Raw genomic sequence first — 24,351 nt, forward strand, 5'->3', positions numbered from 1 at the left:
TATTGTTGGCATCGCTCAGGTTTGGCTGGCAACTCGGGGAACGCCGTGACGACAGCGGCGCCGGGTTCGCCGCACAGGAGGGCGCGCACAGCCGTGGACTGGTTCACCGCACCCGACTACTGGCTGAGCCGGCTGGTCTTCCAGCGGGCTCTGGCCGCCGTGTACCTGGTCGCGTTCCTGACGGCGGCCCTCCAGTTCCGAGCCCTGCTGGGCGAGCGCGGGATGCTGCCGATCCCCCGCCACCTGGCCCGGGTGCGGTTCCGGCACGCCCCGAGCCTGTTCCACCTGCACTACTCCGACCGCTTCTTCGCGGCCTGTGCCTGGACGGGCTGCGCGGTGTCGGCGGCCCTGCTGGCCGGGGCCGACTCGCTGCTGCCGCTGTGGGCCGGGATCCTGCTGTGGCTGCTGCCGTGGGCGCTGTACCTGTCGATCGTCAACGTGGGCCAGACGTGGTACGCGTTCGGCTGGGAGTCGCTGCTGCTGGAGACGGGTTTCCTGGCCGCGTTCCTCGGCAACGGCGAGGTGGCGCCGCCGGTCGTCGTGCTGTTCCTGCTGCGCTGGATCCTGTTCCGGGTGGAGTTCGGCGCCGGGCTGATCAAGATGCGGGGCGACGCCTGCTGGCGGCAGCTGACCTGTCTGGACTACCACCACGAGACCCAGCCGATGCCGGGCCCGCTGAGCTGGTTCTTCCACCGTCTGCCGAAGCCGCTGCACCGGGTGGAGGTGGCCGCCAACCACGTCACCCAGCTCGTCGTACCGGTCCTGCTGTTCACCCCGCAGCCGGTCGCCTCGGCCGCCGCCGCGCTGATGATCGTCACCCAGCTGTGGCTGGTGCTCTCCGGCAACTTCTCCTGGCTGAACTGGATCACCATCGTGCTGGCGCTGTCCGCGCTCCGGCTGCCGGCGACCGCGCCGTCGGTGCCCCCGGCACCGCTGTGGTACGAGGTGCTGGTGCTCGCGGTCGGCGCGCTGCTGCTCTTCCTGAGCCACCGCCCGGTGGTGAACATGGTCTCCCGCCGCCAGGTGATGAACCGCTCCTTCGACCCGCTGCACCTGGTGAACACCTACGGTGCGTTCGGCAGCGTCAGCCGGGTCCGCTACGAGGTGGTGGTCGAGGGCACGCTGGACGACACCCCGCACCCGGACTCGGACTGGCGGGAGTACGCCTTCAAGGGCAAGCCCGGCGATCCCCGCCGCTGGCCGCGCCAGTTCGCCCCCTACCACCTGCGCCTGGACTGGCTGATGTGGTTCGCGGCGCTGTCGCCGGCCTACGCCGGGGAGTGGTTCGGCGGCCTGGTGGAACGCCTGCTGGAGAACGACCGGGACACGCTGCGGCTGCTGCGCCGCTCCCCGTTCCCGCCGGACACCCCGCCGCGCTATGTCCGGGCTCGGCTGTTCCGGTACCGGTACACGACCTGGGCGGAGCTGCGGGAGACGGGGGCGTGCTGGGAGCGGACGTTCGTGCGGGAGTACCTGCCGCCGACCCGGCTCGCGGGCGCGGTTCAGAGGTCGTAGACGCGGGTCGCGGTGGTCTCGAACAGCGCCGTGCGCTCCGCCTCGCCGAGCCCGGCCGTCACCTCCCGGGTGAGCGCGTGGACGTCGGTGTAGCTCATGGCCAGGGTGCACACCGGCCAGTCGGAGCCGGCCATCAGCCGGGCGGGTCCGAAGGCGTCCAGGGCGGTGTCGACGTACGGGCGCAGACCGGCGGGGTTGCGGGTGTCCGGGCCGGCCTCGGTGACCAGGCCGGAGAGTTTGGCGACGGTGTTGGGGAGGGCGGCGAGGGCGCGCAGGGCGGCGGCCCAGGACGCGCGGTCCCCGGAGGCGATGGGCGGCTTGCCCAGGTGGTCGAGGACGAAGGTGAGCTGGGGCAGGGAACGGGCCGCCGCCGCGCAGGCCGGGAGCTGGTGGGGCTGGACCACCAGGTCGTAGACCAGGCCGGCGTCGGCCACGGCGGCCAGGCCGCGCAGGACGTCGGGCCGCAGCAGCCACTCGGGGTCGGGTTCGCCCTGCACCTGGTGCCGGATGCCCTTCAGGTAGGAGCCGCCGGGGAGGGCGCGCAGCCGGGCCAGTTCGTCGGCGACGCCGGGGCGGGTGAGGTCGGTCCAGCCGACGACCCCGGCGATCAGGTCGTGGGCGGCGGCGAGGGCGAGGAACTCGGGGGTCTCCTCGGGCACGGTGATCGTCTGGACGAGGACGGTCCGGTCGACCCCGGCGGCGCGTGCCTCGGGTTCCAGGTCGGCGACGGTGAAGTTCCGGCGCAGCGGCTGGAGTTCGGGGCCCCGGATCCAGTCCTGGTCGCGGACGGTCAGGTCCCAGACGTGGTGGTGGGCGTCGACGGTCATGGCAGCTCCCATACGACGGGCAGGGTGGCGGTCGCGCCCTCGGCGGAGTAGTCGTGCGCCACGTCCAGCAGGTCCGCCATCCGGGTCTGCCAGGCCGCGTTGACCGGGAGCCGTTCCAGCTCGGCGAGCAGACGGGTGTAGTCGGCGCACTCCAGGACGTGGAAGAGGTCGGTCCCCGACCGCCAGATGGTCCAGGAGGTGGCCCCCGCGGCGCGGATGGCGTCGGTGAGGTCCTTCGGGACCGCGCGGTGGGCGGCCTCGTACTCCTCGATCCGGTCCGCGCGGACCTTGGTGTGCAGGGCGACCCTCATGACGGTTCCTCCGGGGGCAGCAGGCCCGTCGCGCGCAGTTCCCGCCAGAAGGCGTCCGGCACCGGTGTCGCGAACTGGTCGGCGCAGTCGTGGACTTCGGCCGCCGAGCGGGCGCCGGCCAGGACGCTCGCCACGGCCGGGTGGGCGGAGCAGAAGGCCAGGGCGGCGGCGCGCAGGGTGGTGCCGTGGCGCTCGGCGACCGCCTGCATCCGCAGCGCCCGGTCCAGCAACTTCCGGGGCGCCTCGGCGTAGTCGTACGTCGGGTGGCGGGCCGGGTCCGCCAGCAGGCCGGAGTTGAAGGCGCCGCCGATGACCACGGACACGCCCCTTTGCAGGGCCTCGGGCAGCAGTTCGGTGGCCGCGCTCTGGTCGAGGAGGGTGTACCGGCCCGCGCAGAGCACCACGTCGACGTCCGTGTCACGGACGAACCGGGCCAGCATCTCCGTCTGGTTCATGCCCGCGCCGATGGCGCCCACCACGCCCTCGGCGCGGAGCTTCTCCAGTGCCGGGTAGCCCTCGCGGAAGGCCTCTTCGGCGTGGTCGTCGGGGTCGTGGAGGTAGACGATGTCGACCCGGTCGAGGCCGAGGCGTTCCAGGCTCGCCTCCAGGGTGCGGCGGACGCCGTCGGCGGTGAAGTCCCAGACGCGGCGGTGGGCGGCGGGTACGGCGAAGCCGTTGGCCAGGTCGTCGCCGGTGCCGTCGGCCGGCTCCAGGCGGCGGCCGACCTTGGTGGAGACCGTGTAGGCGGCGCGGTCGTACTCCCGCAGGGCCGCGCCCAGGCGGCGTTCGGACAGGCCGAGGCCGTAGTGGGGGGCGGTGTCGAAGTAGCGGATGCCGCGCTCCCAGGCCGCCCGCACGGCCGCCTGCGCCTGCTCGTCGCCGATCGGGGTGTAGAGGTTGCCGAGGGCGGCGGCGCCGAGGCCCAGGGAGGTGACCTCGGCGCCGCCGCGGCCCAGGCGGGTCACCGGTCCGCCGCCGGACGCAGCCTGAGGCCCTGCATGCCGCCGTCGACGGCGAGGGCGGTGCCGGTGGTGGCGCCGGAGAGGGGGCTCGCCAAGTAGGCGATGGCGCCCGCTACTTCGGCGGCGGAGACCAGTCGTCCGGTGGGCTGCCGGGCCTCCAGGGCGGCACGTTCGGCGGCCGGGTCCCCGGCCGCGTCCAGCAGCCGGCCGATCCACGGGGTGTCCGCCGTGCCGGGGTTGACGCAGTTGACGCGGATGCCCTCGCGGACGTGGTCGGCGGCCATGGCGAGGGTCAGGGAGTACACGGCGCCCTTGGTCGCGCTGTACAGGGCGCGCTGCGGCAGGCCGGCGGTGGCCGCGATGGAGCAGGTGTTGACGATCGCGGCGGTGCCGGGACGGGCGGTGGCGGTGCGGCGCAGGTACGGCAGGCAGGCGCGGGCGGTGCGGACCATGCCGAGGACGTTGACGTCGAAGACGTGCCGCCACTCGGCGTCGTCGTTGTCCTCGACGGTGCCCTGGGCGCCGATGCCCGCGTTGTTCACCAGGATGTCCAGCCCGCCCAGCGCCTCGGCGGCGTCCTGGACGGCCGTGCGCACCGAGGCGTCGTCGGTGACGTCGGCGCGCAGCCCGATGAGGGGCTTGTCGACCGCGGACGGGTCCAGGTCGAGGACCGCGACCTGGGCGCCGCGGGCGGCGAGGAGGTCGGCGGTGGCGCGGCCGATGCCGGACGCTCCGCCGGTCACCAGGGCCCTCAGTCCCGCGAAGTCGCTCATGCGGCCTGTCCCTTCTGGGTGTCGGGGTCGGCGGCCCAGTAGGTGCCGCCGGGGAACGTGTACCGCGCGAGGGACTCCGGGCGCAGGGCGGCGGAGAAGCCGGGCGCGGTGGGTGCCGTGTAGTGGCCGTCGCGGATGACGACCGGGGTGACGAAGTGCTCGTGGAGGTGGTCGACGTACTCGATGACCCGGTCCTCGGTGCTCCCGGAGACGGCCAGGTAGTCGAACATCGACAGGTGCTGGACGAGTTCGCACAGGCCGACCCCGCCGGCGTGCGGGCAGACGGGGACGCCGAACTTGGCGGCGAGGAGCAGGATGGCGAGGTTCTCGTTGACCCCGCCGACGCGGGCCGCGTCGATCTGCACGATGTCGAGGGCGCCGGCCTGGAGCATCTGCTTGAAGACAATCCGGTTCTGCACGTGTTCGCCGGTGGCGACCTTCACGGGGCCGACCGCGCGGCGGATGGCGGCGTGGCCGAGGACGTCGTCGGGGCTGGTGGGCTCCTCGATCCAGTACGGGCCGAACTCCGCCAGGGCGTTGGTCCAGCGGATCGCCTCGTCCACGTTCCAGCGCTGGTTGGCGTCGATCGCCAGGCGGATCTCCGGTCCGACGACGGCGCGGGCCACCCGGCAGCGGCGGATGTCGTCGTCGAGGTCGGCGCCCACCTTCAGCTTGATCTGCCGGAAGCCGTCGGCGACGGCCTGGGTGGCGAGCCGGCCGAGCTTGTCGTCGTCGTAGCCGAGCCAGCCCGGGGAGGTGGTGTAGGCGGGGAAGCCGCGCTCCAGGAGCCGGGCCCGGCGCTCCTCGGCTCCCGCCCGGCCGCGCCTGAGCAGGTCGAGGGCCTCCTCGGGGGTGAGGGCGTCGGTGATGTACCGGAAGTCGATCTGCCGGACCAGCCACTCGGGTTCGGCGTCGGCGAGCAGCCGCCACAGGGGCTTGCCGGCCCGCCGGGCGGCGAGGTCCCAGGCGGCGTTGACGACGGCCCCGATCGCCATGTGCATCACGCCCTTCTCGGGGCCGAGCCAGCGCAGCTGGCTGTCGCCGATCAGGTCCCGGAAGAGCGAGCCGGGGTCGGCGCACAGCTCCTCGACGTCGCGGCCCAGCACATGGCCCCGCAGCGCGTCGATCGCGGCGACCTGGACGTCGTTGCCCCGCCCGATGGTGAAGGTGAACCCGTGTCCCTCCAGGCCGTCGGCGGCGTCGGTGCGCAGGACGACGTAGGCCGCCGAGTAGTCGGGGTCCGGGTTCATCGCGTCGGAGCCGTCCAGCTCGCGCGAGGTGGGGAAGCGGATGTCGTGGGTGTCGACCGCGATGACGCGGGCGGAAGCGTCGGACACGGATGTCCTTTCTGCCGGGGGAAGGTGACGGTCCATCAGTCCTGGGCGCGGCCCGTGGTGACACGGGCGATCATCAGGGCGACGAGGATGATGCCGCCGTAGATGGCCTGGATCCAGAACGACGGCACCTGGGCGAGGGTCAGCAGGTTCTGCACGACGCCCAGGAGGAGGACGCCGGTCAGGGCGCCGAACATGGTGCCCTTGCCGCCGTCCAGGCTGATGCCGCCGATCACCGCCGCCGCGAACACGGTGAAGATCATGTTCTGGCCCTGGTTGGCGCTGATCGCGCCGACGTAGCCGGTCTGCATGATGCCGCCGACGGAGGCGAGGACACCGGCGACGACGAACACCCCGAGCATCACGCGCTCCACGCGGATGCCCGCGGCGCGGGCGGCTTCCGCGTTGCCGCCGATGGCGTACAGCGCGCGGCCGACCCGGTGGTACTTCAGCACGCCTCCGGTGACGGCGAAGGCGACGGCGGCCAGCCACACCGACATCGGGACGTCGAGGAAGGTGGTGGTGGCCAGCGAGGAGAAGCTGTCGGGCATGCCGAACAGGGTCTTGCCCTTGGTGGCGCCGACCAGCAGTCCGCGCAGCACGATGAGCATCGCGAGGGTCACGATGAACGCGTTGAGCTTGAACTTCACGACCAGGACGCCGTTGAAGGCGCCGACGGCCGCGCCCGCGACGAGGATCGCGAGCAGGGCGACCGGCGCCGGGAACCCGGTGCCCCAGCCGGCCTGCGCCGAGGGCAGGACGAGGAGCGCCCCGAGGGCGGGCGCGATGCCGACGACCGACTCCAGGGACAGGTCGAACTTGCCGGTGATGAGCACCAGCGACTCGGCGAGCACCACCATGGCGAGGGCGGCCGACGCGCCCAGGATCGAGATCAGGTTCCGTTCGGTGAGGAACGAGTCGTTGACCACCGCGCCCAGCACCATGAGCAGCAACAGGGCAGGTACCAGCGCCAGTTCGCGGGCGCGGCGGAGCAGCACGGCCCGGGCGGCCCGCTGGTCGGTCAGGCGGGGCGAGGTGAGCGGCGGGGCCTTGGTGTCAGCCATGGTCCACTCCTTCGATGGAGGCGATCAGCTCGTGGTCGCGCCAGCCGGCCGGGTGCTCGGCGACGATGCGGCCGTGGAAGAGGACGAGGACGCGGTCGCAGCGGCGCAGGTCGTCGAGTTCGTCGGAGACGACGAGCACGGCCGTGCCGTCCTCGCGGGCGCTGTCCATGCGGGCCAGCAGGGACTCCTTGGACTTCACGTCGACGCCCGCCGTCGGGTTGATCAGGACGAGCAGACGGGGGTCGGAGGCCAGAGCGCGGGCCATGACGACCTTCTGCGCGTTGCCGCCGGACAGGTCGGAGACGGGCTGTCCGGGGCCCTCGGTGTGGATGTCGAGGCGGTCGATCAGCTCGGTGGCGAAGCCGCTTCTGCGGTCGGTGCCGACGAAGCCGAAGCGGCCGAGCCGGTCCAGGACGCTCAGGGTGGTGTTGTCGCCGACGGTCATACCGGGGACGAGGCCCTGCTCGTGCCGGTCGCGGGGCACACAGCCGACGCCCGCGTCCAGGGCCGCCCGCACGTCTCCGAACGGCAGCGGCTCCCCTTCGAGCAGGGCCGATCCGCCGGTCGGGGTGTGCAGTCCGGCGAGGGTCTCGGCGAGCTCGGTCTTGCCGCTGCCGCTGATCCCGGCGAGTCCCACGACCTCACCGCGGCGGACGGTGAGGTCGATGCCGTCGTACGCGGTGGAGGTCAGGCCGCGCACGTCGAGCACGACCGGGGCGGCGCCGGTCACCGTGCCGCGCGAGCGCGCGTGCTCGGCGATCGACTCCCCCGCCATGGCCTCCACCAGGGCCGGCCTGGGCAGCTCGGCGACGGGGGCCGTCGTGATCCAGCGGGCGTCCCGCAGCACGGTGACCGTCTGGCAGACCTCGTAGACCTCTTGCAGGTGGTGCGAGATGAACAGGAAGGTCACCCCGGAGTCCTGGAGCGCCCGCATCCGGCTGAACAGCCGCTCGATCTCCCGGTTGTCGAGCTGGGCGGTGGGTTCGTCCAGCACGATGAACCGGGCACCGAAGCTCAGCGCGCGGGCGATCTCCACCATCTGGCGGTCCTCGACCTTGAGTTCGGCGGTACGGGCCTCCGGGTCGACGTGGACGTCCCAGGTGGCGAGGAGGTCAGCGGCCTCGGTGCGCAGCCGGCGCCAGCTGATCAGCCCCCGTGCCCGCGGCTGCCGGTTGAGGAAGAGGTTCTCCGCGACCGTCAGCTCCGGTACGACGGTGGGCTTCTGGTACACGCAGGCGACCTTGCGGCGCCAGGCGTCCCGGTCGGCGAGCGGGGGCGCGCTCTCGCCGTCGAAGCGGACGGTGCCCGCGTCCGGGGCCTGGAGCCCGGTGAGGATGTTCACCAGGGTGGACTTGCCGGCGCCGTTGCGGCCGACGAGGGCGTGGGACTCGCCGGGCAGCACGGTGAGCCGGCCGTCGGCGAGGGCGACCGTGGGACCGTACCGCTTGACGATGTCCGCGGCTTCGACCAGCGGTGTGATGTCGACGGGCGGGGTGCTCATCGGACCGTGTTGCCCCACAGCTTGGGGTCGTCGACGTTGTCCTTGGTGACCAGCGGGGCGGGCAGCTGGTCCTCCAGGATGCCGCTGGGCAGCTTGACGATCGTGGAGTCGTGGTCGGTCGGGCCGGGCTTGAACTTCTTCCCCTCCATCGCCGCCTTGATGTAGTAGAGGCCGTACTTGGCGTAGGCGTCGGCAGGCTGGGAGACGGTGGCGTCGATCTGGCCCTTGCGGATGGCCTCGTACTCCTGCGGGATGCCGTCGTTGGAGACGATCGCGATGTGCCCCTGCTGCCCGGCCGCCTTGAGCATGTTCTTCGACTTCAGGGTCTGGAGGGTCGGGGCCAGGTAGACACCGCCCGCCTGGAGGTAGATGCCCTTGATGTCGGGGTTGGCGTTGAGGAGGGTGTCGAGCTTGGCGGCGGCGGTGTCGGACTCCCACTTGGCGGGGATCTCCAGCACCTTCAGCCTGGGGTACTTCTCCTTCACGCAGGACCGGAACGCCTCGGATCGGTCACGGCCGTTGACCGAGGCCAGGTCGCCCATGATCTGCACGACCTTGCCGCTGCCCACGTGCTGCCCGAGGTAGTCGCAGGCCTTCTTGCCGTAGGCGACGTTGTCGGCGCGCACCACCATGGCGACCTTGCCCTTGTCGGGAGCGACGTCCACCGCGACGACCGGCACGCCCTTGCGTTCGGCCTGGTCGAGACCGGCCTGGATGGCGGCGCTGTCCAGCGGGGCGACGACCAGTCCCCTGACGCCCTGGTTGAGTTCGTTGTCGATGTCGGTGATCTGCTGCGAGGGGTCGCTGTTGGAGTTGACCGTCTTCAGCACCTCGACGCCCTCGGACTTGGCCATCTTGGGCACGTAGTCGTTGTACGACTGCCAGAACGGCGAGGTCAGCAGCGGCAGGATCACGCCGACCTTGCCGGTGCCGCCGCTTCCCGCGCTCGCGGTGTCCTTGGTGCTGCCGCAGGCGGCGAGCACGAGCGAGGCGCCGACGGCCAGGGCCGCCGCGCCGGTGATCCGGGACCTGCTGCGTTTGGTCACTGTGCTCGCGGGCATCTCGCGGCTCCTCGTCGAGGGGGTTCGAGCAGACGACCGCATACTTATCAGACCACTCGACCGGTAGAACACCCTCTTGCAGCGAGAATTCCGGCTGTCGCCGCATAGTGGTCGGACCACTCGGCTGGCTAGACTGCGACGCACCCGGTGACTGGAGGAGTGGCGTGGACGAGGCAGCCCCGCAGAAGGGCACGGTGACCCAGCGCGCCATCGAGGCGGTCAAGGCGATGATCGCCGAGGGCCGGCTGGAGCCGGGCCAGCGGCTGCCCACCGAGCGGGAACTCGCCGCTCAGCTGGGCATCTCGCGCAGCTCGATGCGGGAGGCGATCCGCGCCCTGACGGTCATGGGCGTCCTGGAGGCACGGCACGGGTCCGGCATCTACGTCACCGCACTGGAGGCCGGCGACCTGCTGGAGACCTTCGGGGTGGTCGCCGACCTGTCCCGGGGCCCGCGCCTGGTGGAACTCCTGGAGGTGCGCCGGATCCTGGAGTCGACGGCGACCGCGCTGGCCGCCGCGCGTATCACCGCCGGCCAACTGGCCGCCGTCGAGAAGCACCTGGCGGCCATGAACGCCACCGACGACCCCGAGGAGATCCTCGCCCACGACCTCGCCTTCCACCGCGAGATAGCGTCCGCCGCCGGCAACGAGACCATGGCCGCCATCCTGGACGGCCTGTCCTCGCGCACCTTCCGCGCCCGCGTCTGGCGCGGCTACCAGGAGGAGGGCGCCTTCGCCCGTACCCGCCGCGAACACGCCGCCATCCACCGCGCCCTCGCCGCCCACGACCCGGAGGCGGCCCGGGCGGCGGCAGCGGCCCACGTGGGCGAGGTGGAGGAGTGGCTGCGGGCCCAGCTCGGCGGCCAGCCCGCCTCGTCGGCCAGGGATGTTCGTTGACGGCCCCGCTGGTGGCGTCGTGGCCTCGGGCGGGGTCCTGACGACCCCGACGCCACTCCCCGCGGTTCCGGGTTGGGGTGCCTACCAGGGGTGGGTCACGGTCACCGCGGCCGAGGCGTTGTACAGCTCCCCCACCGCGCGCAGTTCGAACCGTGCGGCCGTCTCCCCTTGTTCGGGCCGCTGGCCGGCGACGAAGTAGGCGAGCTGGCCGGTGGCGCCGAGGAAGCGGCGGGTGCCGTCGGGGAGGAGGCGGTGGAGGGTGTAGTGGCGGACGGCTCCAGGGGCGGCGGTCCAGGCGAGGCGGAGGTCGCCGCCGTTCGCCGCGGTGACGCGGGCGCCGGAGGGGGCGGCGGGTGCGGTGACGGTGTCGCGTACGGCCAGGCCGCCCAGCCGCCAGCGGACCGGGCCCGCGGTCGCAGTGAGCCGTACGCCGAGCGCGTGGACGGTGCCGGCAAGACCTGTGAGCGGTACGGTCACGGTCTGCCAGCCGTTGACCGACCGGACCCGGATTCCGCTGTTGACCGGGTTCACAGCCAGATATGTGTACGGCGGTGTCGCCCCCGGCGCGCTCGGTTCGGCCGTCGCCACCGCCAGCTCGACGTCCACATCCCCGGACTCGCTGCGGAAGGTCAGCTCGGCAACGGTGTTCACACCGATCGGCAGCCGGGTCGCGTACAGGTCCACCACCGCCGGTTGATCCAGTTCACCCGCGACCAGCACACTGCTCCCGCCCCGCCAGGCGTCGGCGAAGTCGAAGGACACGGCCGGCCGCTCCCCCGCCGTGCGGACCGCCCACCGCCGCGACGGCAACCGGTCCTGGAGCCCGAGGTGGTTCCAGGGGGCCTCCGAGGTGACGGCCCCCTCCTCGTACCACCGCAGTCCGTGCCCGGTGTTGAACACGCTCGCGAACGGCACCGAGGTCACCGTCGACCGGTCCGCCACGGACACCGCAGGCGCCCGCCACGGATCGCTCCCGTCGGGCCGCGACGGGTCCAGCGACCGCCCGGTCCAGAACCGGTCGTCGGCCGCGTGGAAGTCCTCGGGAGCGCGCTGGTCGGCGGGCAGGTGGTTGCGGGTCCACTCGGGCCGGTAGAGGCCGATCGAGGTGACGTGCGGCTTGCCGGTCGGCACGATCGCGTCCCAGTTCACGGACGTACCGGACCCGTTCGACTCGACGTCGACGCCCGCCCACAACTCGTAGCGGCTGCGCCCCAGTCGGTCCGCCTGCGTGCCCGAGGCGGCGAGCGTGGCCGCGCTCCACCGGAAGTCCACGAACATGTCGTCGGCGGACTGGAAGAACGCCTGGTTCTGGCTGTTCAGGGCGCCCTGCCAGCTGACCGTGCCGTTCACGGTCATCGCGTCGTACCAGGTCACCCGCTGCCCCCGGGCCGCCGCGAGCGACTTCAGCTCCTTGAGGAAGCCCAGCATGGCCGTGCCCAGCGCGGTGTTGCCGCCGCTGGTCTCGGCGTTGACGAACCAGCCGTCGAAGCCGTACGCCGCCGCGACCGCGACGAGTTGCGCGGCGAGCGGGTAGTGACCGGCGGCGTCCTTCTGCACCAGGTCCCGGGTCCACTGGAGCTGTCCGCCGTAGGCCACCGGGGGCAGGAAGATGTTCCCGAGGACGGGGACGCCGTGCCGGTGGGCCGCGTCCACGATGGGGGCGTTCGGCGCGAGGATCAGGCCCTCGCCGGCCGAACCGCCCCAGAACACCAGCTCGTCGATGTACGCCCAGTGGGTCAGGGCGTAGTAGTCGGCGGTGGCCGAGCCCTGGGAGGGGTTGGCGGAGGTGGGTCCGAAGGAGACGAGGGCCTGGACGCGGGCTTGTCCGGAGCGGGCGGTGGTGTTGGCCGGGGTCGGGGTGAAGCGGGCGGCGAGCGGTATGGAGGCGGCGTTGAACGCGAGGTCGGGGTCGTCGGCGGCGCGCCAGCTCTTCAGGCTGCGCCAGGTGATGCCGGGACCGGGGCTGCCGGCGGGCAGCGAGTCCGGGTACCAGTAGGAGGCGTACGGCGGGGTCGCGGCGGCGGCTCGCGGGGCCGCCTGCGCGGACGGCACGGGCAGCGCGGGGGTCAGGGCGGCGGCGCCGGCGGCGATCAGGACCGTGCGTCTGGTGGGGTTCACGAGCGGAGGCCTCCATGAGGGACGGGACGTACCTGCTGTGACGACTGCGCCGTGACATCGTTGTCGGGATCTTCGGTGGAAGTCAATGACGGCGCACGGCCTCTCGACGTGCGGCCCCGCGAGCGGGCACAGTTCTCCCTGCCCGCCTTCCGTACCCATGAGTAACGAGGAGTGCCCGTGAGCAGCTGGGCCGGCCGGAGTGCCACCGAGATCGCCGCCGCCGTCCGCGAGAAGCGGGTGACGCCGAGGGAGGTGGTGGCCGGGCACCTCGCGCGGATCGAGCGACTCGACGGCCGGATCGGGGCGTTCCGGAAGGTCCGGGCGGAGGCGGCGCTCGCCGAGGCCGACGAGCTGGCGTCCCGCGCCGATCTGACCGGACTGCCGCTCGCGGGCGTGCCGGTGGCGGTGAAGGACAACCTCGCGGTGCGCGGCGAGTCGTGCCGCAACGGCTCCGCCGCCACCCCGGACGCCCCGGCCGCCGAGGACCATGTCACGGTGGCCCGGCTGCGGGCGGCCGGCGCGGTCGTCGTCGGGCTGACGAACGTGCCCGAGCTGTGTGTCTTCGGCACGACGGAGGGCCCGTACGGCATCGCCCGCAACCCCTGGGACCCCTCCCGCACGGCGGGCGGCTCCTCCGGGGGCAGCGCGGCGGCGGTGGCCGCGGGGCTCGTGCCGCTCGCGCTGGGCAACGACGGGATGGGCTCGCTGCGCATCCCGGCCGCGAACTGCGGGCTGGTCACGCTGAAGCCGGGGCACGGGGTGGTGCCGGCGGGGATCGGTGACGGCGACTGGTTCGGCATGTCGGAGAACGGCCCGCTGGCCACGACGGTCGAGGACCTGCGGCTGATGCTGGCGGTCCTCGCGGACACGGAGTTCGTCCGGCCACCGGCGGGGACGCGCCGGAAGATCGCCGTCGGCCTGCGCAGTCCGCTCTCGGGGGTGAGCGTGAGCAGGCCGTATACGACCGCGGTCCGGCAGGTGGCCGGGGCGCTGGCCCGGGCGGGGCACCAGGTGCGGCGGGCCGAGCCGCCGTACCCGCTCTCCCTCGGCGTGACCGCGCTCCAGCACTGGACGGCGGGTACGGCGGTGGACGCCCGGGGCCTGGACCGGGCGCGGCTGGCCCGCCGGACCCGGGTGCACGCGACCGTGGGCAGCCGGTTCGTCCGGCAGGTCCGCACCGGCGTGGCGCGCGAGCGGCTGCGCGCCCGGCTGACGCCGTTCTTCACCGAGTACGACGTGCTGCTCACCCCGGCCCTCGCCCGCCGCTCCCCGCAGGCCGGGCCGTGGCACGAGCGCGGCTGGCTGCGCAACGTGCTGGCCAACACGGCCTATTCGCCCTTCACCCCGCCGTGGAACCTGACGGGCTGGCCGGCGATGTCCGTGCCGGCCGGCCGGCTGCCCTCGGGCGCCCCCTGTGCCGTACAACTGGTGGGTCGGCCGGGTACGGAGGCCGTGCTGCTGGAACTGGCGCGGGAGTTGGAGGAGCTGAGCCCGTGGCGGCGGACGGCACCGGTGGCGGAGTGGGGCGAGGGGCCGGCGCCCGGCAGGTGATGCGCGGTGCCGGACCGGCGGCTGGCGCCCGGCAGGTGATGCGCGGTGGCCGGGCCGGCGGCTGGTGTCCGAGGTGCGGGGCGGGCCGGATCGGCGGGCGGTGTTCGGGCCGCGGTTCCTGTGATCCGCGTGGGCGTGCGTCTGTCACGCCCACGCGGGCGGCGATCGCGACGGGACCGACCCGGGGTCAGTCCACGCTCGGCAGGATGTGGGGCTCGGCGAGGTCGTCCTCGTAACCCGCGAGGCGGATCGGGGCGGACCGGGCCCACACGTCGAGGCTGCCGAGTTCTCCGGGCCGGCGGCCCGGGCGCTCCGTGTGTTCCTTGGGGCGCTGCTCGCGATTCGTCTTCTCCGGTGTCACCGCGCACTCCTTATGTGTCGGGTCACCCTCGGGGCGTACCGGACAGTCTGCGCTCCGGTGCTCGACGCCCGCTCGGGTCTGGATGGAAGGCCAGTTCGGACGCGGTGGCGCCGGTTCCTCTGTCAGAGCAGGCCGTTGTCCGCCGGCTCGCCCCAGGACGGACGGTGGGTGTGGGTGGAACCCCGGTGCTGGTGTCCGTCGGCTCCAGATTAACCAAATGAGCGGGCGTCCGCTCGATAGGGAGTGCAAACAAGCTGTAACGGATATGCTTCCTGCCGCTTCTCAATACCCCCTAATATGGGGTCTTTTGAAACAAGCCGCTCACTCGGACGACGCGGCGAATCACCCGTGTGGCCTACAGGGACGAACACCTCTTCAAGTGCTGTTGGCCCGGCGGCAAGCTCGTGATGGTGTGCTGACGCGGCAACGGCTGTCTCGCGGAAGGGCTGACGCATGGAGCTGCGCAGTGTCGAGGAGCTGATGGATCTGCTGCACGCCGGCCGGCCCCAGCACGCGCTGCGGACCGCGGCGCTGCTGCGCCGCGGCCGTCCCGCCGACAAGGAACTCCAGGTGGCCGGGCTGGTGCTGGGCATCGGGCCGGTGCTCTGCCCGGGGGACGAGGCGGCCCGGGCGCGCAGCGCGGCCGAGGCGGTGCGCGCCCTGCTCGGGGAGCGGGTGTTCCGGCTGGTCCGCGGGGACGCGGACCCGGCGGACGACGATGCGCTGCGGCTGCGCCAGGCCCACGAGGAGGGCCGCACGTCCGGCCTCGACGCGGGCGTGCTGGAGGACTGGCGCACGGTGCTGGAACTGGTGGCGGCCCGCCACGCGCGGCTCGGCGCGGTCGACTGAGGACACGGCGGCGGCCGTGGCTCGCGCGCCGCGCCGCCGCCGTGGCTCACGCCCGGGTGTCACCCGCGGCGGCTGCGCCCGTCGTCTACCACTTGCCGGGCGCGTAGTCCTTCAGGAAGACGCCGTACAGGTCCTCGCCCGCCTCGCCGCGCACGACCGGGTCGTAGACGCGCGCGGCGCCGTCCACCAGGTCGAGCGGTGCGTGGAAGCCGGCCTCGGCGAGGCGCAGCTTGTCGTAGTGGGGGCGCTCGTCGGTGATCCAGCCGGTGTCGACCGAGGTCATGAGGATGCGGTCGGTCTCGAACATCTCGTGGCCGCTGGTCCGCGTCACCATGTTCATGGCGGCCTTGGCGGCGTTGGTGTTCGGGTGGCCCGCGCCCTTGTAGCCCCGGCTGAAGACGCCCTCCATGGCCGAGACGTTCACGACGTACGCCCGTCCGCTCGCCGCCTTCCGGGCGGCCTCGGCCATGGCCGGGCGGAGCTTGCTGATCAGGATGAACGGCGCCGTGTAGTTGCACAGCTGGGTCTCCAGCAGTTCCACCGGGGAGATCTGCTCGATCGTCTGCACCCAGGTGTTGGACTCCACGACGTCGGGGAGCAGGCCGCCCGCGTCGATGGCGGTGCCGTCGAGGTGCCGGGCGACGCTGGCGTTGCCCGCGACCAGGGCGAGGTCGGCGACCTTCTGCGCGTCGAGGCCGCTGGTGCCGACGGGCAGCGCGGCCAGGCCGTCGACCGCGCCGGAGTTGAACGCGCCGATGACGTGGTGGGCGGGAAGTTCCCCGGCGGGCAGCGGGGCGCTCTCGCCCTCGACCAGGGCGGCGTAGGCCGAGGGCAGGCGGCGCACGGTCTGCGTGGCGTTGTTGATCAGGATGTCCAGCGGGCCGGCCTCGGCGACCTGATCGGCCAGCGCGACGACCTGGCCGGGGTCGCGCAGGTCGATGCCGACGACCTCCAGGCGGTGGATCCAGTCCGCCGAGTCCTCCATCGCCTTGAAGCGGCGGATGGCGTCCTTGGGGAAGCGCGTGGTGATGGTGGTGTGGGCGCCGTCACGGAGCAGGCGCAGCGCGATGTACATGCCGATCTTGGCCCGGCCGCCGGTGAGCAGGGCGCGCTTGCCGGTGAGGTCGGCGCGGGCGTCCCGCTTGGCGCGGTTCTCGGCGGCGCACTTCTGGCACAGCTGGTGGTAGAAGTAGTCGACCTCTACGTAGCGCTGCTTGCAGATGTAGCAGGAGCGCGGGCGCTGGAGTATGCCCGCGATCCGGCCGGGCTCGACCTTGGAGGAGGGCAGGATGCCCTCGGTCTCGTCGTCGATGCGCTCGGCGGAGCCGGTGGCGGTGGCCTCGGTGACGGAGCGGTCGTGCGCGGTCTTGGCGGCCCGGCGCTCCTGGCGGCGGCGCTGCTTCACCGTCCGGTAGATGTGCGAGGTGGCACGGCGCACGGCGATGGCGTCGGGGTGGTCGACGTCGATCCGGTCCAGTTCCTCCAGCACGCTGAGGCAGACGGCCAGCCGCTCCGGGTCGATACCGGGCCCGTGGACCGCCTCGTCCATGGCGGCGTCCGTGGGCACGTCCATCGCCGCCGAGCCGTCGTCTGTCACCGTCATCGCGCTGCCGCTTCCCTGATCACCCGCGCAGCGCTCCGACTCGCGCCCGCTTTCGAACAGCGAATTTTACGGAGCCCGGCCCGACGCACCAAACCGCTGCCCGGACGGGCGGGTGCCGCACCCGGCCGGCCGCACGGCCCCGCACCCGCGGCGGCCGGCGGGGCGCACGCCCCGCGGGGCCCGCCCGCGCCCGGTGGCGCAAGCCGCGCGGGTGGTGCCGGCGGGAACCCGTGCCCCGGGCCCAGCGGCGCCGGTGCCGTGCCCGGTGCTCAGCCGTCGCAGACGGTCAGCAGCGTTTCCACCTCCGCCGACACCGCGTGGGCGAACCGGTCCAGGTCCGGCACGGCCACCGCGTCGGCGACCAGCCCGTAGTGCACGCGCCCGCGGTACGTCGAGATCGCGACCGCCAGCGCCTGGCCGGGCGCGAGCGGGGCCAGGGGGTACACCTCGGTCAGCTGGTGGCCGCCGAGCCGGAGCCCGAACCCGGGCAGCGGCACGCTGGTGACCAGGATGTCGAACCACAGCCGGGCCGCCTGGCCGACCAGCGGCCCGCCCAGCCGGTGCCCGAACGCCGGCACGTGGTCGGCGAGCAGCGCGACCGCGCCGGCCCCCCGGTTGGGACCCGCGTCCTTGTTGCGGATCATCGCGGTGCGCACCGTCTCCAGACGGCCGAGCGGGTCGGGCTCGTCGACCGGAAGCCGTATCAGGTACCCGGAGAGCCGGTTGCCCTGCGGCTGGGCGGAGTGCGGACGGCGCCGGGAGACGGGGATCAGGGCGCGGGGCGCCGCGTCCTCGCTGCCGTCGCCCCGCTCCTCCAGCCAGCGGCGCAGCGCGCCGGCGACGACGGCGATGAGGACGTCGTTCACGGTGCCGCCGGCGTTCTTGCGCACCCGGTGCACGTCGTCGATGTCGAGGACGACCCCGGCGGTGCGGCGGGTGCCGCTGGGCGCGCAGGTCAGCGCGGCGCACGGCCGCATGCCGAGGGTGGACCGGGCGAGCGAGGCGCCGATGTCCAGGGCCCGGCCCACGTCGGACAGCGCGTCCCGGAACAGCCCGGGCATCCGCGCGGGCAGCCGGCGCACGTCGGACAGCAGGCCGCGCGGCGGCTCGGTCGCGCGGGGCGCGCGCTCGGGCAGGTCGACGGGGTCCAGGACGCCGGCGGCGAGTTTCAGCGCGCGCAGCCCGTCGGCGAGGGCGTGGTGGAACTTGAAGAGCACGGCGAAGGACACCCCGTCCTCGCCGGGCAGCACATGCGCCTCCCACGGCGGCCGGCCGCGTTCCAGCGGGCGCTCCATCAGCCGCCCGGCGTCCGCGTGGAAGTCGTCGGTCGGGGCGTGCAGCCGTACGTGGTTCAGGGGGTCGAAGTCCGGGTCGGTCTCGCGGGCGGCGCCGCCGAAGGCGAGCGGCTGCCACAGGTCCCGGATGCGCATGCGCAGGCCGGGTACGGCGGCGGCCCGGGCGGCGAGCAGGTCGGCGGCGTGGGCCCCGGCGGTCGGCGAGTGCGCGGAGAAGACGCCGAGCGCCCCGAGGTGCATCGGGTGCCGGTCGGACTCCATGTTCCAGAAGGCCAGGTCGAGGGGAGCGAGCAGGTCGGAAGTCAAGGGCTTGCCTCACGCGTCGACAAGGGGTGGATCAGCAGTCAATCCCTGCTGAGCGATTACGGTCAAGTACGATCAAGCTACGCACAGTTACGGCCAGGTAAAGTCCCGCCACCGGTGAGAGCGGCGGGACGCAGGCGACGGCTGAGGTCATTTCAGGACGGGCGGCGCCGCTTCGGGTGACGTACCCCACTCCGACGGGCGCGGGCCGACCGTGAAGGCGAGGGAGCGCAGGGAGCGCAGCGCGCCGGTCGTCAGATAGGTCCGGCCGTGCGGCCTGCCGTCCGTGTGCACGGCCTGGACGTAGCGGTCGGCGGCCGAGGTGCCGGGCGCGGTCACCGTCAGCCGGCCGGCGGGCCAGTAGTGGCGGTCCAGGGCGAGGTCGACGCGGTCGAAGACCGGGGTGGTCAGGCCCCAGGTGTCGTAGCCGGGCTGGACCGGGAAGAGGCCGATGGAGGACAGGACGTTCCAGGCGGACATCGTGCCGAGGTCGTCGTTGCCGGTCATGCCGGTGGGGCTGTCGGTGAACAGGGTGAGCGCCGCGTGCACCACGTCCGTGGTCTTCCAGGGCTGGCCGGTGGAGAGGTAGGTGTAGGGCGCGATGAGGTCCGGCTCGTTCATCGGGTTGTAGACGGCGGCGTTGTAGTAGGCGTACGGATCGCCGTGCACCCACACCTCGCGGGCGGTCCCCTCCGGGTCCGCGAGCAGCCGGTCGTAGGCGAAGAAGGCGTCCAGCCGGGCGTTGGCCGCGCGCGTGCCGCCGATCAGGTCGACCATGCCCGGGACGTCCTGCGGGACGAGCCACTGGTACTGCCAGGCCGTGCCCTCGTGGAAGCCGGTGCCGCGGGCCGGGTCGGGGGAGCCGGTGAAGGCGCCGGAGGCGTCACGGGCGCGGAAGAAGCCGGTGCCCGGGTCGAAGACGTTGCGGTAGTTGCGCGAGCGGGCGGCGTAGCGGGCGGCGTCGTCCTCGTGGCCGAGACCGCGGGCCATCTGGGCGAGCATCGCGTCGGCGAGCGCGTACTCCAGGGTGACGGAGGCGCCGTGGTGGTAGTCCGAGTCGCCCATCTTGGCGTACGGCCGGTCCTTGACGTAAGGCGCGAACCCCTCGGCGATGTACTCGGTGTTGGCCTCCCGGCCGATGCCCGGGTGCTCGGCGGGCGGCACGCCGTCGGCGTTCTTCCTCAGCGCGCGGTAGGCCCGCTCCTCGAACCCCTTCAGGAGCCCCATCCGGTAGGCGGTGGTCAGGAACGGGGTGACCGGGTCGCCGCTCATGATGTTCGTCTCGACCGGCCCGTAGCCCCACTTGGGCAGCCACCCCCCGTCCTCGTCGACCGCGACCACCGACCGGGCCATGTCCCGTGCCTCGCGCGGGGCGAGCAGCGCGAGCAGCTGGGCCTGGGTGCGGTAGGTGTCCCACAGCGACCAGTTCTGGTAGTAGGTGAAGCCGCGGGCGCGGTGGATCCGGCGGTCCCAGCCGAAGTAGCGGCCGTCGGCGTCGCTGCCGACGTTGGGCGCGAGCTGGGAGCGGTACAGCGAGGAGTAGAAGGTCCGGCGCAGCGTGGGCGTGCCGCCGCGCACCCGGACGGCGGCGAGCCGGCGCTCCCACTCCTCGCGGGCCCGGTGGCGTACGGCGTCGAAGGCCCGGCCGCCCTCGGCGCGCAGATTGCCGGCGGCGCCGCGCGAGTCGACGTACGACAGGGCGGTGGTCGCCTCGACCGTGCGGTCCCGGGTGGTGTCGAAGCGGACGTAGGCGCCGCCGGATCCGCTGCGGGCGCCCGGGGTGACGGTCCCGCCGTCCCAGGTGCCGAAGGCGGTGAAGGGCCGGCTGAAGCGGGTGATCGTGTAGACCGTGTAGGGGCCGGTGTCCCGGCAGAAGCCGTGGCCGGTGATCTCGGTGCGCACGGTGCGGTCGTCCAGGATCCGCACCGCGCTGCTCACCGCCTTGTGCAGCGACTGGGCCGCGTTCAGCAGGACGTTGGCCTTCTGGGTGGCCGGGAAGGTGTAGCGCTGGACGCCGGTGCGGGCGGTCGCGGTGAGTTCGGCGCGGATGCCGGAGGCGAGGCCGACCCGGTAGTAGCCGGGGCTCGCCTCCTCGTCGTCGTGCGAGAAGGCCGCCGCGTACTGGGCGTGGTCCGTCTGGGTGACGTCGCCCGTGGTGGGCAGCACGGGCAGGTCGCCGCCGATCCGGCAGCCGACGCCGGAGAGGTGGACCAGCGAGAACCCGCGGATACGGTTCTGCGCGTAGTCGTACCCGGTGCTGTGCCCGGTGTCCGGGGAGAGCTGCACCATGCCGAAGGGCACGGCCGCGCCGGGGAAGGTGTTGCCCTCGTTCTGGCTGCCGATGAACGGGTTGACCAGGTCGGTGAGGCGGCCGTCGGTCCGCTCGGCGGCGCGTGCGGCGGGGGTGGCGATCAGCGCGGACGCTGCCATCACCCCGGCCAGGCACAGCCGCGTGCGCCGGGTCCCTCTCATGTCGGATGACCTCCGCAGGTTGGACATCGTTGCCTGCATCCTGGACGGCCGACGGTGCAAACCTGGGCATTCCGAGAGGGTGATGTCGAACGCGTCGCGCCCCGGGGGCCGCTGACGCCCGGTCCGTCAGGGCACCCGCTGCCCCTTCCCCAACGCGATGACCCCGCCCTTGGACACGGTGTACAGCTCGGTGTCCCGCTCCGGGTTGACGCCGATCGTCGCGCCGGGCGGCACCTCGACGTTCTTGTCCAGCACGGCACCGCGGACCACCGCGCCCCGGCCGATGTGGACGTTGTCGTGCAGGACCGAGCCCTGCACAACCGCCCCGGGGTCGACGCGCACGCCCGGGGAGAGCACCGAGCGGGTGACCTGGCCGCGGATCAGGCAGCCCGCGCTGATGATGGACTCGCTCGCGATGCCGCCCGCGTTGAAGCGGGCCGGGGAGAGCTGGTAGGAGTGCGTGTAGATGGGCCACTGCCGGTTGTAGAGGTTGAACGCCGGGCGCTCGGCGATCAGGTCCATGTGAGCCTCGTAGTAGGCGTCCAGGGTGCCCACGTCCCGCCAGTAGCCCTGGTCGCGGCTGGTCTCGCCGGGCACGTGGTTGTCGCTGAAGTCGTAGAGCTGCGCCGCGCCGCGCGCGGTCAGCTGGGGCAGGATCGAACCGCCCATGTCGTGCACGGACTGGCTGTCCTCGGCGTCCCGGTGCAGTGCCTCGATCAGGACCTTGGTGGTGAAGACGTAGTTGCCCATCGAGGCGAAGACCCTCTCCGGGTCGTCCGGCAGGCCCGGGGGGTCGGCGGGCTTCTCCAGGAAGCGCTCGACGGTACGGCCATCGGAGCCCGGGGTGATCACCCCGAAGGACGAGGACTCCGCGCGCGGCACCCGGATGCCGGCCACCGTCACCCCCGCACCGCCCTCGATGTGCTGCGCGAGCATCTGCCGCGGGTCCATGCGGTACACGTGGTCGGCGCCGAACACTGCCACGTACTCGGGCTGTTCGTCGTGGACCAGGTTCAGCGACTGGAGGATGGCGTCGGCGCTGCCCAGGTACCAGCGCGGGCCGAGGCGCTGCTGGGCGGGGACCGGGGTGACGTAGTTGCCGAGCAGGCTGGACATCCGCCAGGTGGTGGTGATGTGCCGGTCCAGCGAGTGCGACTTGTACTGGGTCAGCACACAGATGCGCAGCACGTCGGCGTTGACGAGGTTGGACAGGACGAAGTCGACGAGCCGGTAGGTGCCGCCGAAGGTGACGGCTGGTTTGGCGCGGTCCGCGGTCAGCGGCATCAGGCGTTTGCCCTCGCCGCCCGCCAGCACGATCCCGAGTACGGAAGGCCCTCCACGACGCATGGCCGCTCCCCTCACCGTGGTTGAACCATGGTTGCCCCGAGCAGACCGGACTAAGCCTGCTTGACGATCTCCTCGTACAGCCCCGCCGTGCGGCGGGCCACCGCGTCCCAGCCGAACTCCCCCACCGCGCGCACCCGTCCGGCCTCGCCCATCCGCCGGGCCGCGTCCGGATCGCCGAGGACGGCGTCCAGCGCCCGGGCGAGCCCGGACTCGAAGCCGTCGTCCACGTCGACCAGGAGGCCGGTACGGCCGTCGTCCACGACCTCGGGGATGCCGCCCACCCGGGACGCGACGACCGGTGTGCCGCAGGCCATCGCCTCCAGGTTGACGATGCCCAGCGGCTCGTACACCGACGGGCAGGCGAACACCGTCGCGTGGGTGAGGAGTTGGATCACCTCCGTGCGCGGCAGCATCTGCGGGATCCAGAACACGCCCGCCCGCACCCGGCGCAGCTCCTCGAACAGCTCCTGGAACTCCCGCTCGATCTCGGGGGTGTCGGGCGCGCCCGCGCACAGCACGACCTGGGTGCCGGGGTCGATGTCCCGTACCGCGCGCAGCAGATGGGGCACGCCCTTCTGCCGGGTGATCCGGCCGACGAACAGGACGTACGGGCGGGCGGGGTCGATGCCGTGCCGGGTGAGCGCGTCGGTGCCGTGGTCGGGCCGGTACAGGCGCGTGTCGATGCCGTTGTGGACGACGTGGACGCGGGCCGGGTCGAGGGCCGGGTAGCAGGCGAGGATGTCGTCGCGCATGGCGCCGGAGACGGCGATCACCGCGTCGGCGGCCTCGACCGCGGTGCGCTCGGCCCAGCCCGAGAGCGCGTAGCCGCCGCCGAGCTGTTCGGCCTTCCAGGGGCGCAGCGGCTCCAGCGAGTGCGCGGTGACCACGTGCGGGATGCCGTACAGCAGCTTGGCGACATGGCCGGCGAGATTGGCGTACCAGGTGTGGGAGTGGACGAGTTCGCGGCCTTCGAGGGCGGCGGCCATGGCGAGGTCCACGGAGAAGGTGCGCAGCGCGTCGTTGGAGCCGTCGAGGACGGACCAGGGCCGGTGGCGTACGACGCCGACGCCGCGCCCCTCGCCCCAGCAGTGCACCTCCAGGTCCACCAGGGCGGTCAACTCGCGGGCGAGGAACTCCACATGGACACCGGCGCCGCCGTACACATCCGGGGGGTACTCCCGGGTCAGCAGTCCCACTCGCACCCGACAACCCCCTGGTCTCGGTGGCAGGTTCCCCTCATGGTCACCCAGATGCGGCGCCCGGGGAAGAGCGCGGGGTCGAGCGCGGGGGTCGGGTGAGGCAGCAGTCGCCGCAGAGCCCGCCGCCGGGCACCCGGTAGTACAGACAGCAGCTGCGGCGCCGGAACGCCGTCCCGGTGCGGGTGCCGGTGGCGCTCAGCAGGGGGTGGGCGAAGAGTTCACCGGTGAGCGCCCGGGCGCGGGCCGCGACGTCGGTACGTCCGTGGGCGCGCGCCCAGCGGCTCAGTTCCCGGGCGGTCGCGGCCAGCGCGGAGCCCGCATTGCCCCGCAGCAGGCCCGGCGCGACGCCGTAGCGCGCCCGCAGGACCGCCGACAGGGGCTCCAGGTGGCCGTGCAGCACGGTGTCGGCGAGCGTGGCCGCGTCCCCGGGCAGCGGGCGCAGCTCGGCGAGCCACAGATCGTCGGGGACGGCGGCGCGGGCGTCCCAGCGCAGCAGGCGCGGGTCCAGGTCGGGCAGCCGGCCGTACAGGACGGCACAGCCGAGGGCCGCCGACCACAGCCGGGCGGCCAGCCCCTGCTGGGCGAGGGAGGCGGCGACCCTTGGCTCGCCGGTCCCGAGCCGGTCCGCGACGGTGGCGACGCGCAGCGCCAGGGGGTCGCGGCCGGTCTGCGTGCCCGCCCCCGCGTAGCCCTCCGCGAGGGTCGGCAGCCGTCGTGCCCCGGTGCCGTCGGCGGCTGCCGGGAGGGTGCGCAGGGGGAAGAAGCCGCCGAGGGCGCGCAGGGCGGAGAGAGCGGGGTCCAGGTCCACGACAGACACTCGTACCAGGCGCGGCGCGGGGGTGATCGGGCGGGTGTCCGCCCGCCCTCACCCGTCCTGGGGATGATCAGACCGCTGGTGTACTCCATCGGCAGTAGGACGCATTGCGTGCTCAGGTACGACGACGGGAAGCACCCGGGCGGGCAGAGTGTTGGCCATGGAAGCCGACCGTACGCCGCGCCGGGCCCAGGA

Annotated in this window: 20 protein-coding genes; 4 read left to right on the top strand and 16 right to left on the bottom strand. The window is 73.1% G+C overall.

Annotated features, from left to right (window positions below; all coding sequences use genetic code 11):
- Positions 1–93: 93 nt before the first annotated feature.
- A complete protein-coding gene (locus AQJ11_RS39395) occupies positions 94–1,515 on the top strand; it encodes a lipase maturation factor family protein (RefSeq protein ID WP_059266579.1) in 1,422 nt (473 codons plus the stop codon).
- Here AQJ11_RS39395 and AQJ11_RS39400 read toward each other — a convergent pair.
- Genes AQJ11_RS39400 through AQJ11_RS39435 form a run of 8 tightly spaced genes read right to left on the bottom strand, consistent with a single transcriptional unit; the run spans position 1,503 to position 9,348 of the window.
- Positions 1,503–2,342, bottom strand: coding sequence for an amidohydrolase family protein (locus AQJ11_RS39400; protein WP_059266580.1), 840 nt, complete (start codon positions 2,340–2,342; stop codon positions 1,503–1,505). The genes AQJ11_RS39395 and AQJ11_RS39400 overlap by 13 nt on opposite strands.
- A complete protein-coding gene (locus tag AQJ11_RS39405) occupies positions 2,339–2,653 on the bottom strand; it encodes an L-rhamnose mutarotase (RefSeq protein ID WP_014676406.1) in 315 nt (104 codons plus the stop codon). The genes AQJ11_RS39400 and AQJ11_RS39405 overlap by 4 nt, the downstream gene beginning before the upstream one ends.
- The gene (locus tag AQJ11_RS39410; RefSeq protein WP_059266581.1) at positions 2,650–3,618 is read right to left on the bottom strand and encodes an aldo/keto reductase; all 969 of its coding nucleotides are present in this window, start codon (positions 3,616–3,618) and stop codon (positions 2,650–2,652) included. Before AQJ11_RS39410 ends, AQJ11_RS39405 begins: the two co-directional genes overlap by 4 nt.
- Positions 3,615–4,388: an SDR family NAD(P)-dependent oxidoreductase gene (locus tag AQJ11_RS39415; protein WP_014676404.1), complete on the bottom strand. Its 774-nt coding sequence runs from the start codon at positions 4,386–4,388 to the stop codon at positions 3,615–3,617. Before AQJ11_RS39415 ends, AQJ11_RS39410 begins: the two co-directional genes overlap by 4 nt.
- Complete coding sequence (locus AQJ11_RS39420; RefSeq protein ID WP_398781314.1) at positions 4,385–5,761, bottom strand: L-fuconate dehydratase; 1,377 nt, start codon at positions 5,759–5,761, stop codon at positions 4,385–4,387. Before AQJ11_RS39420 ends, AQJ11_RS39415 begins: the two co-directional genes overlap by 4 nt.
- Positions 5,761–6,786: an ABC transporter permease gene (locus AQJ11_RS39425; RefSeq protein WP_059266583.1), complete on the bottom strand. Its 1,026-nt coding sequence runs from the start codon at positions 6,784–6,786 to the stop codon at positions 5,761–5,763. Before AQJ11_RS39425 ends, AQJ11_RS39420 begins: the two co-directional genes overlap by 1 nt.
- The gene (locus AQJ11_RS39430; protein ID WP_014676401.1) at positions 6,779–8,287 is read right to left on the bottom strand and encodes a sugar ABC transporter ATP-binding protein; all 1,509 of its coding nucleotides are present in this window, start codon (positions 8,285–8,287) and stop codon (positions 6,779–6,781) included. The genes AQJ11_RS39425 and AQJ11_RS39430 overlap by 8 nt, the downstream gene beginning before the upstream one ends.
- Complete coding sequence (locus AQJ11_RS39435) at positions 8,284–9,348, bottom strand: sugar ABC transporter substrate-binding protein (protein ID WP_014676400.1); 1,065 nt, start codon at positions 9,346–9,348, stop codon at positions 8,284–8,286. Before AQJ11_RS39435 ends, AQJ11_RS39430 begins: the two co-directional genes overlap by 4 nt.
- A gap of 164 nt (positions 9,349–9,512) precedes the next feature.
- Here AQJ11_RS39435 and AQJ11_RS39440 point away from each other — a divergent pair, with 164 nt between their 5' ends.
- Complete coding sequence (locus AQJ11_RS39440) at positions 9,513–10,244, top strand: FadR/GntR family transcriptional regulator (protein WP_059266584.1); 732 nt, start codon at positions 9,513–9,515, stop codon at positions 10,242–10,244.
- Positions 10,245–10,325: 81 nt separating this feature from the next.
- Here the strand turns inward: AQJ11_RS39440 and AQJ11_RS39445 are convergent, their stop codons facing one another.
- On the bottom strand, positions 10,326–12,362 hold the full coding sequence (locus AQJ11_RS39445; protein ID WP_059266585.1) for an endo-beta-N-acetylglucosaminidase: 2,037 nt from the start codon (positions 12,360–12,362) through the stop codon (positions 10,326–10,328).
- 177 nt (positions 12,363–12,539) lie between these two features.
- On the opposite strand from AQJ11_RS39445, the gene AQJ11_RS39450 reads away from it, so the two are divergent.
- Positions 12,540–13,913, top strand: a complete 1,374-nt coding sequence (locus AQJ11_RS39450; protein ID WP_059266586.1) for an amidase — start codon at positions 12,540–12,542, stop codon at positions 13,911–13,913.
- 187 nt (positions 13,914–14,100) lie between these two features.
- On the opposite strand, the gene AQJ11_RS48765 is transcribed toward AQJ11_RS39450, so the two are convergent.
- Positions 14,101–14,274 carry a hypothetical protein gene (locus AQJ11_RS48765; protein ID WP_014676396.1) on the bottom strand — a complete coding sequence of 58 codons (174 nt, stop codon included), beginning with the start codon at positions 14,272–14,274 and terminating at the stop codon, positions 14,101–14,103.
- A gap of 453 nt (positions 14,275–14,727) precedes the next feature.
- Between AQJ11_RS48765 and AQJ11_RS39455 the strand changes: the two genes are divergently transcribed.
- Positions 14,728–15,123 carry a hypothetical protein gene (locus AQJ11_RS39455; RefSeq protein WP_059266587.1) on the top strand — a complete coding sequence of 132 codons (396 nt, stop codon included), beginning with the start codon at positions 14,728–14,730 and terminating at the stop codon, positions 15,121–15,123.
- Positions 15,124–15,208: 85 nt separating this feature from the next.
- Here the strand turns inward: AQJ11_RS39455 and AQJ11_RS39460 are convergent, their stop codons facing one another.
- From AQJ11_RS39460 to AQJ11_RS39485, 6 genes are all read right to left on the bottom strand, one after another.
- Positions 15,209–16,726, bottom strand: coding sequence for an SDR family NAD(P)-dependent oxidoreductase (locus AQJ11_RS39460; protein ID WP_014676394.1), 1,518 nt, complete (start codon positions 16,724–16,726; stop codon positions 15,209–15,211).
- A gap of 269 nt (positions 16,727–16,995) precedes the next feature.
- Complete coding sequence (locus AQJ11_RS39465; RefSeq protein WP_041665577.1) at positions 16,996–18,327, bottom strand: wax ester/triacylglycerol synthase family O-acyltransferase; 1,332 nt, start codon at positions 18,325–18,327, stop codon at positions 16,996–16,998.
- A 147-nt stretch (positions 18,328–18,474) separates the two neighbouring features.
- On the bottom strand, positions 18,475–20,796 hold the full coding sequence (locus AQJ11_RS39470) for a GH92 family glycosyl hydrolase (RefSeq protein ID WP_059266588.1): 2,322 nt from the start codon (positions 20,794–20,796) through the stop codon (positions 18,475–18,477).
- Between the two features lie 126 nt (positions 20,797–20,922).
- Positions 20,923–22,143: a glucose-1-phosphate adenylyltransferase gene (glgC, locus tag AQJ11_RS39475; RefSeq protein WP_014676390.1), complete on the bottom strand. Its 1,221-nt coding sequence runs from the start codon at positions 22,141–22,143 to the stop codon at positions 20,923–20,925.
- A 50-nt stretch (positions 22,144–22,193) separates the two neighbouring features.
- A complete protein-coding gene (glgA, locus tag AQJ11_RS39480) occupies positions 22,194–23,345 on the bottom strand; it encodes a glycogen synthase (protein ID WP_079082632.1) in 1,152 nt (383 codons plus the stop codon).
- A 40-nt stretch (positions 23,346–23,385) separates the two neighbouring features.
- On the bottom strand, positions 23,386–24,150 hold the full coding sequence (locus AQJ11_RS39485; RefSeq protein ID WP_059266589.1) for a (2Fe-2S)-binding protein: 765 nt from the start codon (positions 24,148–24,150) through the stop codon (positions 23,386–23,388).
- Positions 24,151–24,351 lie beyond the last annotated feature (201 nt).

The sequence above is a fragment of the Streptomyces corchorusii genome (assembly GCF_001514055.1).
GTDB classification, from domain to species: domain Bacteria; phylum Actinomycetota; class Actinomycetes; order Streptomycetales; family Streptomycetaceae; genus Streptomyces; species Streptomyces olivaceoviridis.

What these genes read in the sequence shown, in the direction of transcription:
- glgC (WP_014676390.1), bottom strand. Translation starts at nt 22,143, where the DNA reads ATGCGTCGTGGAGGGCCTTCCGTACTCGGGATCGTGCTGGCGGGCGGC.
- AQJ11_RS39425 (WP_059266583.1), bottom strand. Translation starts at nt 6,786, where the DNA reads ATGGCTGACACCAAGGCCCCGCCGCTCACCTCGCCCCGCCTGACCGAC.
- AQJ11_RS39420 (WP_398781314.1), bottom strand. Translation starts at nt 5,761, where the DNA reads ATGGACCGTCACCTTCCCCCGGCAGAAAGGACATCCGTGTCCGACGCT.
- AQJ11_RS39405 (WP_014676406.1), bottom strand. Translation starts at nt 2,653, where the DNA reads ATGAGGGTCGCCCTGCACACCAAGGTCCGCGCGGACCGGATCGAGGAG.
- AQJ11_RS39430 (WP_014676401.1), bottom strand. Translation starts at nt 8,287, where the DNA reads ATGAGCACCCCGCCCGTCGACATCACACCGCTGGTCGAAGCCGCGGAC.
- AQJ11_RS39435 (WP_014676400.1), bottom strand. Translation starts at nt 9,348, where the DNA reads ATGCCCGCGAGCACAGTGACCAAACGCAGCAGGTCCCGGATCACCGGC.
- AQJ11_RS39460 (WP_014676394.1), bottom strand. Translation starts at nt 16,726, where the DNA reads ATGACGGTGACAGACGACGGCTCGGCGGCGATGGACGTGCCCACGGAC.
- AQJ11_RS39415 (WP_014676404.1), bottom strand. Translation starts at nt 4,388, where the DNA reads ATGAGCGACTTCGCGGGACTGAGGGCCCTGGTGACCGGCGGAGCGTCC.
- AQJ11_RS39455 (WP_059266587.1), top strand. Translation starts at nt 14,728, where the DNA reads ATGGAGCTGCGCAGTGTCGAGGAGCTGATGGATCTGCTGCACGCCGGC.
- AQJ11_RS39470 (WP_059266588.1), bottom strand. Translation starts at nt 20,796, where the DNA reads ATGAGAGGGACCCGGCGCACGCGGCTGTGCCTGGCCGGGGTGATGGCA.
- AQJ11_RS39400 (WP_059266580.1), bottom strand. Translation starts at nt 2,342, where the DNA reads ATGACCGTCGACGCCCACCACCACGTCTGGGACCTGACCGTCCGCGAC.